The organism is Methylocella silvestris (genome assembly GCF_002891535.1).
In the GTDB taxonomy this organism is placed as follows: domain Bacteria; phylum Pseudomonadota; class Alphaproteobacteria; order Rhizobiales; family Beijerinckiaceae; genus Methylocapsa; species Methylocapsa silvestris_A.
Genome location: NZ_PDZR01000018.1, coordinates 48,927 through 60,939, shown reverse-complemented (window position 1 = coordinate 60,939; position 12,013 = coordinate 48,927). Strand labels below are relative to the sequence as shown.

General features: G+C 62.9%; 11 protein-coding genes. 6 read left to right on the top strand and 5 right to left on the bottom strand.

The window, feature by feature from the left end:
* The first annotated feature begins 181 nt into the window (after window positions 1–181).
* A complete protein-coding gene (clpS, locus tag CR492_RS14690) occupies window positions 182–529 on the top strand; it encodes an ATP-dependent Clp protease adapter ClpS (protein ID WP_102844525.1) in 348 nt (115 codons plus the stop codon).
* Between the two features lie 13 nt (window positions 530–542).
* Entirely contained in the window at window positions 543–3,020 is a 2,478-nt protein-coding gene (gene clpA, locus CR492_RS14685; RefSeq protein ID WP_102844487.1) for an ATP-dependent Clp protease ATP-binding subunit ClpA, read from the top strand.
* Between the two features lie 157 nt (window positions 3,021–3,177).
* Here the strand turns inward: clpA and CR492_RS14680 are convergent, their stop codons facing one another.
* The 3 genes from CR492_RS14680 to CR492_RS14670 form a co-directional block, all read right to left on the bottom strand.
* Window positions 3,178–3,630, bottom strand: a complete 453-nt coding sequence (locus tag CR492_RS14680; RefSeq protein ID WP_102844486.1) for an HIT family protein — start codon at window positions 3,628–3,630, stop codon at window positions 3,178–3,180.
* Window positions 3,631–3,730: 100 nt separating this feature from the next.
* On the bottom strand, window positions 3,731–4,972 hold the full coding sequence (locus tag CR492_RS14675) for a GNAT family N-acetyltransferase (protein ID WP_102844485.1): 1,242 nt from the start codon (window positions 4,970–4,972) through the stop codon (window positions 3,731–3,733).
* Between the two features lie 72 nt (window positions 4,973–5,044).
* Window positions 5,045–6,307 (bottom strand): flavin monoamine oxidase family protein, encoded by a 1,263-nt coding sequence (locus tag CR492_RS14670; RefSeq protein WP_102844484.1) that lies wholly within the window; start codon window positions 6,305–6,307, stop codon window positions 5,045–5,047.
* Between the two features lie 128 nt (window positions 6,308–6,435).
* On the opposite strand from CR492_RS14670, the gene CR492_RS14665 reads away from it, so the two are divergent.
* Complete coding sequence (locus CR492_RS14665; protein WP_102844524.1) at window positions 6,436–7,920, top strand: amino acid permease; 1,485 nt, start codon at window positions 6,436–6,438, stop codon at window positions 7,918–7,920.
* Window positions 7,921–7,923: 3 nt separating this feature from the next.
* On the opposite strand, the gene ruvX is transcribed toward CR492_RS14665, so the two are convergent.
* Window positions 7,924–8,409 carry a Holliday junction resolvase RuvX gene (gene ruvX, locus CR492_RS14660; protein WP_102844483.1) on the bottom strand — a complete coding sequence of 162 codons (486 nt, stop codon included), beginning with the start codon at window positions 8,407–8,409 and terminating at the stop codon, window positions 7,924–7,926.
* A 72-nt stretch (window positions 8,410–8,481) separates the two neighbouring features.
* Between ruvX and CR492_RS14655 the strand changes: the two genes are divergently transcribed.
* Window positions 8,482–9,180 (top strand): metal-dependent hydrolase, encoded by a 699-nt coding sequence (locus CR492_RS14655; protein WP_102844523.1) that lies wholly within the window; start codon window positions 8,482–8,484, stop codon window positions 9,178–9,180.
* Between the two features lie 22 nt (window positions 9,181–9,202).
* Here the strand turns inward: CR492_RS14655 and CR492_RS14650 are convergent, their stop codons facing one another.
* Complete coding sequence (locus tag CR492_RS14650) at window positions 9,203–9,994, bottom strand: alpha/beta hydrolase (RefSeq protein WP_102844482.1); 792 nt, start codon at window positions 9,992–9,994, stop codon at window positions 9,203–9,205.
* 164 nt (window positions 9,995–10,158) lie between these two features.
* Between CR492_RS14650 and gatC the strand changes: the two genes are divergently transcribed.
* Window positions 10,159–10,446 (top strand): Asp-tRNA(Asn)/Glu-tRNA(Gln) amidotransferase subunit GatC, encoded by a 288-nt coding sequence (gene gatC, locus CR492_RS14645; RefSeq protein WP_102844481.1) that lies wholly within the window; start codon window positions 10,159–10,161, stop codon window positions 10,444–10,446.
* Window positions 10,447–10,498: 52 nt separating this feature from the next.
* Window positions 10,499–12,010 carry an Asp-tRNA(Asn)/Glu-tRNA(Gln) amidotransferase subunit GatA gene (gatA, locus tag CR492_RS14640; protein WP_102844480.1) on the top strand — a complete coding sequence of 504 codons (1,512 nt, stop codon included), beginning with the start codon at window positions 10,499–10,501 and terminating at the stop codon, window positions 12,008–12,010.
* Window positions 12,011–12,013 lie beyond the last annotated feature (3 nt).

The window sequence follows — 12,013 nt, the reverse complement described above, 5'->3', positions numbered from 1 at the left end:
TGAGGGATGGGGAGAGTTAGTGGCGCGCGCAACTGGTCAACGGTCGGTTCTTGTCGGGACGCAAGCCCGGACGCTCGAGCGCGTCGCGGGCTATGGCTATGCTCGGCCGCATCCCGGCCGGCTGCAGCGCCAAGTCGAGAACCGTAATCGGTCGGACGAAATCCGCGCGCGCTTTGCGCCTTTGGGCGCAGGCAAGGACGACAAGGAAAAAAAGGGGGGAGACGGCGGCGCCGGTCAGGGAACCGCCGTTATTACACGCACCAAGACGCAGACCCGCCGGCCGAGCATGTACCGTGTCCTGCTTTTGAATGACGACTATACGCCCATGGAGTTCGTCGTCGCCGTATTGAAGAAATATTTCAACAAGGGGCCGGAAGAAGCCACCCGCATCATGCTTCATGTCCACCAGCATGGGGTCGGAGAATGCGGCGTCTTCACCTATGAAGTCGCCGAGACCAAAGTGACGCAGGTCATGGATTACGCGCGCAAGCACCAGCACCCCCTGCAGTGCATCATGGAAAAGAAATGAGAGGTTGGAGCCAATGCCGTCCTTCTCCCGCAATCTCGAACAGTCGCTCCACCGCGCGCTCGCAGTAGCCAACGAGCGCCACCATGAATATGCGACGCTCGAGCATCTGCTGCTCAGCCTCACCGACGACACCGATGCGTCGTCGGTGCTTCGGGCCTGTTCGGTTGATCTCGATCAGCTGAAAAAGAACCTGCGCGACTATATCGAGCAGGAGCTTGATAATCTTGTCGGCGACGGCCGCGAGGACGCCAAGCCGACCGCCGGATTTCAGCGCGTTATCCAGCGCGCCGTGATTCACGTGCAATCGTCCGGGCGCGAGGAAGTCACCGGCGCCAATGTCCTCGTCGCCATTTTCGCCGAGCGGGAGAGCCATGCGGCCTATTTCCTGCAAGAGCAGGACATGACCCGCTATGATGCTGTGAACTACATCAGCCATGGCATCGCCAAGCGTCCCGGTCTGTCCGATCCCTCCAAGACGCCGCGCGGCGCGGAGGACGATCCCGAGTCGCGCGAGGCCAAGGAGGGCAAGGACACGGGCGAGTCAAAGAAGAAGGAAGGCGCGCTCGACGCTTATTGCGTCAACCTCAACAAGAAAGCGCGCGACGGACGCATCGATCCGCTGATCGGCCGCGAGGCTGAGGTGCAGCGTACGATCCAGGTCCTTTGCCGTCGCCACAAGAACAATCCCTTGCTCGTCGGCGATCCCGGCGTTGGCAAGACGGCGATCGCCGAGGGTCTCGCGCGTAAAATCGTCAAGAGCGAGGTTCCGGAGGTTCTGGCCGAGGCGACCGTGTTCGCCCTCGACATGGGAACGCTGCTGGCCGGCACCCGCTACAGAGGCGATTTCGAGGAGCGCCTTAAGCAGGTGATGAAGGAAATCGAGAACCACAAGAACGCGATTCTGTTCATCGACGAAATCCATACGGTGATCGGCGCCGGGGCGACGTCCGGCGGAGCCATGGACGCCTCGAATCTCCTAAAGCCGGCGCTGGCCCAGGGCACGCTCCGTTGCATCGGCTCGACCACGTACAAGGAATATCGCCAGTACTTCGAGAAGGACCGCGCGCTGGTGCGGCGGTTCCAGAAGATCGACGTCAACGAGCCGACTGTTCCCGACGCAATCGAGATCATGAAGGGCCTCAAGCCCTATTTCGAGGAATTCCACAAGGTCCGCTACACCAATGAGGCGATCAGGGCCGCGGTCGAGCTTTCGGCGCGCTACATCCATGATCGCAAATTGCCAGACAAGGCGATCGACGTGATCGACGAGACGGGCGCCAGCCAGATGCTGTTGCCGGAGAACAAGCGCAAGAAGACGATCGGCATCAAGGAGGTCGAGGCGACCATCGCGACGATGGCGCGGATACCGCCTAAAACCGTGTCGAAGGACGACGCCGAGGTTCTCGAACATCTGACGACGACGCTCGAGCGGGTGGTCTATGGCCAGAACTCCGCGATCGGCGCCTTGACCTCCGCCATCAAGCTGGCCCGCGCCGGGCTGCGCGACGGCGAGAAGCCGATCGGCAGCTATCTGTTCTCGGGACCGACCGGCGTCGGCAAGACCGAAGTCGCGCGCCAACTCGCCGTTGCCCTCGGCGTCGAACTGGTCCGCTTCGACATGTCGGAATATATGGAGCGCCACACCGTATCGCGGCTGATCGGCGCGCCTCCCGGCTATGTCGGCTTCGACCAGGGCGGGTTGCTAACCGATTCGATCGACCAGCATCCGCATTGCGTGCTGCTGCTCGATGAAATCGAAAAGGCGCATCCGGACCTCTACAATATCCTGTTGCAGGTCATGGATCACGGCAAGCTGACGGACCACAGCGGCAAGCAGGTCGATTTCCGCAACGTCATCTTGATCATGACGACCAATGCGGGCGCGTCCGACATGCAGCGGGAATCCTTCGGCTTTACCGCGGGCAAGCGCAAAGGCGAGGATGTCGAGGCGATCAACCGGATGTTTGCGCCGGAGTTCCGCAACCGTCTCGACGCGGTGGTCACCTTCGGCCATCTGCCGCATGAAGTCATCGTCAAGGTCGTCGACAAGTTCATCATGCAGCTCGAGGCGCAGCTCGCCGACCGCAACGTGACGATCGAACTCGCCGACGAGGCGCGCGCGTGGCTGGTCGAGCATGGTTATGACGATCGGATGGGCGCAAGGCCGATGGCGCGGGTCATCCAGCAGACGATCAAGACGCCGCTGGCCGATGAGGTGCTGTTCGGACGCCTCAAGAACGGCGGCACGGTGCGGGTCGTGATCACCGAGGAAGATGGCGAGAAGAAACTCGGCTTCGTGTTCCCCGAAGGTCCGGTGCTGCCGCGCCCCGAGCGCGACATCGTCGAGGCTGGCAAGAAACGCGTCAGGTCCGAGCCTGAGGTGCGCCGCGCCAAATCCCGCAAGATGAAGGGCGGCGAAGAGGAAGAAGACGAGGACGTCGGCGACGACGAGGCCGAGCCCTTCGCCGATGAGTCCGAAACGAAGCACTGAGGCGGATTTCGCAAGCCGCCGCCTGTGCCGATCTGAAAAAGAGGAAGGCGATTCAAGATTGAATCGCTTTTCGCCTGCCGAATTCTTCCCGAAAAAAAGCCGCGACATCGTCGCGGCTTTTTATTTGAACCATCGCAGCGTTGGGCGCCAGAACGGGCTAGGGCTCTATCTCGCCTGCGCCAGCAGCGAGCGCCGCGACGATCTTGTCGCGGATCGGAATGAGCGTCTCCGGCTTGACCATTTCGCCGCTGTGCTTGCGTAATTCCACGTGGCTCCAGCGCGGCACGATATGAACATGGAGATGGAACACGGTCTGGCCGCCGGCCGGTTCATTATATTGCAGGATCGTCAGGCCCTCGGCGCCAAGAGCCGCCTTCACCGCGCGGGCGATTTTTTGCACCCGCAGCGCAAGAGCTGAGAGCGCCGCAGGATCGGCGTCGAGCAAGTTGCGCGAGGGGCTCTTGGGCACGACCAGCACATGCCCGTCCGCCTGGGGCATGACATCCATGAAGGCGAGAACATGAGCGTCCTCAAAAACCTTCAGGCAAGGGATCTCGCCGCGCAGGATTTTCGCGAAAATATTGCTGTCGTCATAGGGCGGCGACGCCATTGGCTGAGCTCCGTTTCGTGTTTTGATGCAGGTTTCCGGAAAGAGCGATAGAGCGCCTGCCCGCGCCGTCAAGCCTTTCGCCAGCTCGGATCCCGGCGGGTCAAAAACTCTCAGCCTCATCGGTTCGCTTGAACGGCGTCAAACCGGAATATTCCTCGAGCGCCAGATCGGAATGAATCCGCTCGCGGCGCAGATATTCGCCGATCGCCTGCGCGAAACGGGGATCGGCGATTTCATGGGCGGAATAGGTCGGAACCGGGCCGTAGCCGCGCGCGAGCTTGTGCTCTCCCTGCGCGCCGGCCTCAACGCGGGCGAGGCCGCGTTCGATTGCAAATTCGATCGCCTGATAATAGCAGACCTCGAAATGGAGAAACGGCCGCTCCTCGATCGCCCCCCAGTTGCGGCCGTAGAGCGCGTCATCGCCGATGAAATTGATCGCGCCGGCGATATAGCGTCCGGCCCGCTTCGCCATCACGAGGAGGATGCGGTCGGCCATCGTCGCGCCGACCATGGAGAAGAAGGAGCGCGTCAGATAGGGCGCCCCCCATTTGCGCGCGCCGGTGTCGGTATAGAATTCGAAGAAGGCGTCCCAATGCGCCTCTGAAATCGCGGAGCCGGTCAGGCGCTCGATTTCGACGCCGCCGATGAGAGCGTCGCGCCGCTCGCGACGGATCATCTTGCGTTTGCGCGAGGCGAGGTCGTCGAGAAAACCGGCAAAATCCGCATAGCCCTTGTTGATGAAATGAAACTGCTGTCCCGTGCGCAGGAGAAATCCCGACGCGCCGAGCTCTGTCCATTCGTCCTTGGTCGGAAAGGTGACGTGAATGGACGAGGCGTTCGCCTTGGCGCGCCAGGCGCGCAGTCCCGCGATCAAAATCTGACGCGCGGCGGCGCCGTGGCCGGGCGCCGTCAAGAGCCGCGAGCCCGTGGCCGGGGTAAAGGGCACGGCGACCTGGACCTTCGGATAATAGTCAAGGCCAGCGCGGCGGTAGGCGTCCGCCCAGCCGAAATCGAACACATATTCGCCCATCGAATGGGTCTTTATGTAGGTCGGCGCCGCTGCGGCGAGCCGCCCGTTCTTGTCTTTCACGAGCACATGGGAGCTGCCCCATCCTGCGGCCGGGCAAACCGATCTGGAGGCTTCCAGCGCTTGCAGAAACGCATGCGTCAGGAAGGGACTGAATCGTTCGCGCGTTCGGCCGGCGTCCACGGCCGCGACATGTTCGAGGTCGAGGTCGGTCGCCGCAGCGCCGCCCTGCTGCGGATTGGCGCAAGCGTCCCATTCCGCCGCGTCGATCGTCGCCATGGAGGTGGCGATCTCAATTTTATAAGGCTCTGGCATCGGCGGGCGGTCTTCCTCCGGCTCGGACTACGCTGCATCGCCACAGAGGAGACACCGCGGCTGTCGGCAAGGTCAAGGCGCTCGCCCTTTGGCGAGGCGATCGCGATGGGTCTCGATGATCGCTTCAGCCGCCTCAAGCCCGGTAAAATAGGCGCCATGCGCGGTCGAGAAACTATGCTTCGAGCAGGCTTCGCCGGCAAAGAACAGCCGTCCATCGACGGGGGCGGCGAGCCTTTGCCGCTGATCGGAATGGCCGGGCGAGGCGTAGGAATAGGAGCCGCGTGAAAAAGGATCGCTCGCCCACGCGGTTTCGCTGACGAGGCCGAGCCCGGCCGCGACTTTGGCGCCAAACAGGCGCGACAGCTCGCCGCGGGCGAATTCAAAAAATGCGCCGCGGCCGCCTGCCTCGAGTTCACGGGCGAGAGCGCCGCCAAAATAGCCCTCGATCAGCGGCCGGCCGAATGGACGCAGCTCGTAATTGCCCGTTCGTGTCCGGGTTCGATCGCCAAAAAAATGGCCCCCCGCAGGCAGGTCGGCCGTGCCGATTGTCATGACAAGCTTGTCGGCGACCCCGAGCGGAAGGCCCGCAGCGGCATCCGTCTTTTCCGGCAGGGCAGGGCGAAAGGCGATGGCCTCCGATGCGATCAGCGAAGCCGGCAGGGTCACAAGCGCGGCCTTTGTGGTGAGCCGTCCCTGCGTCGTCTCGATGATGATGTCTGGTCCGCCATGATCGATCAGCGTGACGGCGCAGCCGAGCCTGATCGGCAGCTCCGCGCCGAACGCCGCGACGGCGGCGCCATAGCCTTCGACAATGCGCCAGTTGTGGCCGCTGTCGGCATAGCGGCCCCAGTCGGCGACAGAGACGCGTTCAAGCTCTGCGCCATTGATATAGGTGCTGATCGCGTCGATCATCGGATTGAAGCGGCCGTCCGGCTCGAGAAGCCTGTCGGCGGCAAAGTCGCCGCTGCCGACGTCGGCCGTCTCGAGACGGGCGAAAAAGGCCTCGGAAGCCGTGGCGGCGGCGGCCCGATCGAGGCCGGAAAAAGCGGCGTCGAAACTTTGCCGGCCCCAATCGGGTTCGGCTTGGTCAATCGTCAAGCCGAGCCCGGCGGCGATTTTTGTCCAGGGATTGCGATCGGCCGAATGCAGCCAGCCGCAGCCAAAATCGAGCGCGAAACCTTGTTCGATTTGTGTGTGCGCGCGGCCGCCGATGCGTGCGCGCGTCTCAAGGATGGTAAAGGACAGGCCGTCGCGCTGGAGACGCTTGCCGGCAGACAGTCCGGCCGCGCCAGCGCCGATGATCACGGCGTCGAAATCGGCGGGCGTTTGAACCATTGACGGATCCTTTTCTGGCGACGCGTTTCACACAGAACGGCCGCGATATTGCAGAGGACTAAAATATGGGCGCCGTAAGGCGAAACGGCCTCCGCGTTTGCCGCGATCTTCCGAAAAGAGGAAACCAAGTGACCAGCATCTGGAGCACGAAATCGATCGCGAGCCTGAAGGCCGAGGCCCATGAAGCCGAATTCGGAACGGAGACGCCCAATCTGCATCGCACGCTGTCTCTCGCCAGCCTCGTCTCGCTCGGCATCGGCTGCATCATCGGCGCCGGCATCTTCGTCCTGACGGGCCACGCGGCCGCTGCTTATGCCGGGCCTGCGATCAGCCTCTCCTTTGTCCTCGCGGGCCTCGTTTGCGCGCTCGCCGGCCTTTGCTACGCGGAAATGGCCTCGACCGTTCCCGTCGCCGGCAGCGCCTACACTTACGCCTATGCGACGCTTGGCGAATTCATTGCCTGGATCATCGGCTGGGACCTTCTGCTCGAATACGCCTTCGGCGCGACGACGGTCGCCATCGGCTGGTCCGGCTATGTCGTCAGTTTCCTGCGGGATCTTCATATCGTCATCCCGGCCGGCTTCACCGGCGCGCCCTTCGCGTTCGATCCGGCGAGCGGCGCCTGGACCCACACGGGCGCCTTCGTCAACGCGCCCGCGGTCGCGATCGTTCTGGCGCTGACCGCGCTGCTTGTGGTCGGCGTCAATGAATCGGCGAAGGTGAATAACATCATCGTCGCGATCAAGCTGACGATCATTGTGATCTTTATCCTTGCCGGTCTGTCGTCGGTCTCGACGGCAAATTGGGTGACGAGCGGCAATCCGGCGGGCGCCTTCATCCCGCCGAACGCCGGTCCCGGCGAATATGGGTGGAGCGGCATCCTGCGCGGCGCCGCTGTTGTGTTCTTCGCCTATATCGGCTTCGACGCCGTCTCGACAGCGGCGCAGGAAGCCAAGAATCCGCAACGCGACATGCCGCTCGGCATTCTTGGATCGCTCGTCATTTGCACCGTGCTCTATGTGCTGGTCAGCATCGTCATTACCGGCATCGTTCCCTATGACCGCCTCAGCGTTCCCGATCCGATCGCGCTCGGCGTCGATGTCATTGGGCTTGGCTGGCTTTCGACCGTCGTGAAACTCGGCGCGGTCCTTGGCCTTAGCTCCGTCGTGCTCGTGCTTCTGCTCGGCCAGTCGCGCGTCCTTTATTCCATCGCGCGCGACGGGCTGCTGCCGCCGATCGCGGCCAGGGTGCATCCGCGTTTTCGCACGCCCTATCTGACGACGATCGGCACGGGCCTGATCGTCGCGGTCATGGCCGGCGTGCTGCCGATTGGCCTCGTCGGCGAGCTTGTCAGCATCGGCACTTTGTTCGCCTTCGCGATCGTCTGCGCCGGCGTGCTTTTCCTGCGATACACGCATCCGCAGATTCACCGGCCGTTTCGGGCGCCGCTGATCGCGATCGTTGCGCCGCTTGGCGCCGCCTCCGCGGTGGTTCTGATGCTCGGCCTTCCGCGCGATACGTGGATACGCTTCGCGATCTGGCTCGCGCTCGGCCTCGTCCTCTATTTCACCTATGGACGCAAGCACAGCCGGCTCGCGCAAAGCTCGGACTGATTGTCAGGCGAGATCGGTCTCGATATTGCGCAAGCGGTCAAGCACGCCCTGCAGAATATAGGCGGCGGCCATCTTGTCGACGACCTCGGCGCGCTTCAGACGCGAGACGTCCTGATCGATGAGCTGGCGCGTGACGGCCGCCGTCGACAGGCGTTCGTCCCAATAAACGAAGGGTTTTGAAACGAGCGCGCTGAGGCTGCGCACGAAGGCGCGCGTCGCCTGTACGCGCGGGCCCTGCGATCCGTCCATGTTGAGCGGCAGGCCGATGATCAGCGCGCCGGCGTCGAATTTCTCGGCGAGTTGAATCAGCCTCGCGGCGTCCTTGCTGAATTTGATCCGCTGGATGGTCTCAAGCGGCGTCGCGATGCGGCGCTCGACGTCGGACAGGGCGAGACCGATCGTCTTCGAGCCGAGATCGATCCCGATCAGGCGCTGCTTCACACTGAGGCGCGTCCGCAGATCGGCGACTTCAAGAATTTCCGCAGCCATTGGCCTCGACCCGCATTTCCTTCAGGCTCTCATCGTTGCTACAAACCCGGCGCGAGCACGATGGAGGTTTACATGAAACTGGCATGGCTGGGACATTCGGCGTTCCGCGTCGAGATCGACGGCGCTGTCATCCTGATCGACCCCTTTCTCAGCGGCAATCCGAAATTCACCGGCAGCGTCGAAGAGGCTTCGATCGGGACAACCCATATCGTCCTGACCCACGGCCATGACGATCACATCGGCGACGCAGCTTCTATAGCTAAGGCGACTGGCGCGCAGATCGTGTCCAATTTCGAAGTCTGCATGCATCTCAATGGCAAGGGCGCTGAAAACATCAATCCGGGCAACACCGGCGGCTCGATCGACTGCGGCGCCTTTGTCGTCAGCCTGACGCAAGCGCTTCATTCCTCGGGGACGACGGAGAACGGACAATCCATCTATCTTGGCAATCCGAATGGAGTCGTCATTGCGCCAAAGGACGGGCCGACGCTCTATCATATGGGCGACACCGACATATTCTCGGACATGGCGCTGATTGCGGAAATCTACAATCCTCAGATTGGGATCGTTCCCATCGGCGACCGCTTCACCATGGGCGCGAAGACGGCGGCGCTTGCGGTCAAGCGTTACTTCAAATTCGACGCCGTGGTTCCCTGCCACTACGGCACCTTCGCTTTGCTTGATCAAAGCCCCGACGCTTTTATCGCGGCGCTTGCCGGCTCTGGCGTCAAGGTGGATGCGCCTGCGATCGGCGGCCATTTGATCTATTGAGGCGCAGCCAAAACACCGCCTTTTATCGCTCCAGGCGCCGGCGCAGCCAGGCCAGAATTTTTTCGGCGGCGACGTCGCGCCAAACGGTGTCGATCATCAGCGCGTGCGGCGCGCCTTCGAGCAACTCCAGCTCGGCCTTCCAGAACTCGGCGGTCTCGTGAAACGCCGTGCGCGGCAAAAACACGTCGGCGCCGCCGCCAACGACATAGATCGGCGGCGAGTCCTGATTGGGCCGCGGCATCGCCGGCGGCGCGAAGAGATCCGCGCTGGCGAGCGGCGACTCGCGCTGAAGCAGCTTCATGATCGCATTGGCGTCGGCGCCGGATTGCTTTGAAACGAGCGCCCGGCTGATCACCGCGGGCGAGGCCATGGCGGGTCCAAGACTCTGCAGCAGGGCGAGCTGGAACAGGACGTCGGGCGCGAACATCGTCATATGCAGGGCCGAGGAGCGAATGCCCGACGGCGGCGCCGAAGCCAGCGCCACCAGCGCCTTCGCCTTGCCGCCCTGAGCCACATAATGCTGTGCGGCGAGACCGCCCATCGAATGGCCGATGAGGATGGGTTCGCCGGAGATCCCCGCCGCGGCCGTGAAGACGTCTTTGACGTAGTCGTTGAAGGTCGCCCGCGAGAGATCGCCGTCGCTGCCGCCGTGGCCGCGAAGCGAAACAGCGTAGGTTGGATAGCCGCGTGCGGCGAAATAGCCCATGAAATGCTCGGCCCAGATTCCGGCGGCGCAATAGGCTCCGTGGACGAACAGGATCGGCGGCCGTGCGGAGGCGCTATCAGGCAGGCTGCTTAAAATCTCTTGTTTCAAAAGGAGTTTCCTGATTTCTGACGACCCGATTATAGCCGCTCATTGTGACGGTGCAAAAGCCTTGCCCGCGCTGTCTCGAAAGGCGGGACCCCGCTCTATTTGATCGGAGCGCTCGCGCGGTGCTATAGGCTGCCTCTTCTTAAAATCAGGTCAGGGAAGATCACATGTCCGTCGATCAGGCGACAGTGCGACGTATCGCCCATCTTGCGCGGATCAAGGTCAGCGACGACGACGTGCCGCATCTGCAGGAAGAGCTGAATGCGATTTTGCGCTTCGTCGAGGAACTGGCGAGCGTCGATGTCGAGGGAGTCGAGGCGATGACATCCGTCATGCCGATGCCGATGAAGAAGCGGCAGGACATCGTCACCGACGGCGAAATCGCCGACGTCATTCTGGCCAATGCGCCGGAGCGCGAGGACCATTTTTTCAAGGTGCCGAAAGTCGTCGAATAGGCGATCGGTCCATATCGATCTTTGATTTTGACAAGTCAGAACGGACGCGACTTTGACAACGCTCACCGACCTTACCCTCGCCGAAGCGCGCGACGCTCTGTTGAGAAAAGATTTTTCCGCTGTCGAGCTGGCCAAGGCGCAGCTCGCCGAAATCGAACAGGCGCGCGCGCTCAACGCCTTCATCACCGAAACGCCCGCAAAAGCGTTGGCGATGGCCGAAGCGTCGGACGCGCGCATCGCGCGGGGCGAGGCCGGTCCGCTTGAGGGCGTGCCGCTCGGCGTCAAGGATCTCTATTGCACGGAGGGCGTCGCGACGACCGCCGCGAGCCATATTCTCGAAGGGTTCAAGCCGGCCTATGAGTCGACCGTCAGCGCCAATTTATGGCGCGACGGCGCGGTGATGCTCGGCAAGCTCAACCTCGATGAATTCGCGATGGGCTCTTCGAATGAGACGTCCTATTTCGGTCCCGTTGTCTCGCCCTGGCGGCGCCAGGGATCGGATACGAAGATCGTCCCCGGCGGCTCGTCGGGCGGTTCGGCCGCCGCGGTCGCCGCGCGGCTCTGCTTCGGCGCCACGGCGACGGACACTGGGGGCTCGATCCGCCAGCCTGCGGCCTTCACCGGCACGGTTGGAATCAAACCGACCTACGGGCGTTGCTCGCGCTGGGGCATCGTCGCCTTTGCTTCTTCGCTCGATCAGGCGGGCCCCATCGCCCGCACGGTGCGCGACGCGGCAATCCTGATGCGTTCGATGGCCGGGCATGATCCGAAGGACACGACGTCGGTCGACGCGCCCGTTCCGGACTATGAGGCGGCGCTCTCGCGCGGCGTCAAAGGCATGAAGATCGGCATTCCGAAAGAATACCGGATCCAGGGCGTTCCGGCCGAAATCGATGCGCTGTGGGAACAGGGCGTCGCATGGCTGAAGGACGCCGGCGCCACCATCGTCGATATTTCGCTGCCGCATACGCGCTACGCCTTGCCCGCCTATTACATCGTCGCGCCGGCCGAAGCCTCCTCCAATCTCGCGCGCTACGACGGCGTTCGCTACGGGCTGCGCGTTCCGGGCAAGGACATCGTCGGCATGTATGAAGAAACGCGCGCGGCGGGCTTTGGCAAAGAGGTGCGGCGCCGGATCATGATCGGGGCCTATGTGCTCTCGGCCGGCTATTACGACGCCTATTATGTCCGGGCGCAAAAAATCCGCACGCTGATCAAGCAGGATTTCGATCGCGCCTATGCCGATGGCGTTGATGCGATCCTGACGCCGGCGACGCCGTCCGCAGCCTTCGGCTTTGGCGAAAAAGGATCGGGCGATCCGGTCGAAATGTATTTGAACGACGTGTTTACCGTGACGGTGAACATGGCCGGTTTACCTGGCCTTGCGGTGCCTGCTGGAACGTCCTCTGAAGGGCTGCCGCTGGGCCTGCAGCTGATCGGGCGCCCGTTCGACGAGGAGACCTTGTTCGCGCTCGCGAGCGTCATCGAGAAGGCGGCGCCGAAGATCGCGCCGCCGCCGAAATGGTGGGCCCCACCCGTCGGCTTCGCCGACACCCTCCCCTGATAG

Bases quoted from the DNA above. Each gene is read 5' to 3' on its own strand.
- clpA (WP_102844487.1), top strand. From the start codon at position 543: ATGCCGTCCTTCTCCCGCAATCTCGAACAGTCGCTCCACCGCGCGCTC.
- CR492_RS14670 (WP_102844484.1), bottom strand. From the start codon at position 6,307: ATGGTTCAAACGCCCGCCGATTTCGACGCCGTGATCATCGGCGCTGGC.
- CR492_RS14675 (WP_102844485.1), bottom strand. From the start codon at position 4,972: ATGCCAGAGCCTTATAAAATTGAGATCGCCACCTCCATGGCGACGATC.
- CR492_RS14655 (WP_102844523.1), top strand. From the start codon at position 8,482: ATGAAACTGGCATGGCTGGGACATTCGGCGTTCCGCGTCGAGATCGAC.
- ruvX (WP_102844483.1), bottom strand. From the start codon at position 8,409: ATGGCTGCGGAAATTCTTGAAGTCGCCGATCTGCGGACGCGCCTCAGT.
- gatC (WP_102844481.1), top strand. From the start codon at position 10,159: ATGTCCGTCGATCAGGCGACAGTGCGACGTATCGCCCATCTTGCGCGG.
- CR492_RS14680 (WP_102844486.1), bottom strand. From the start codon at position 3,630: ATGGCGTCGCCGCCCTATGACGACAGCAATATTTTCGCGAAAATCCTG.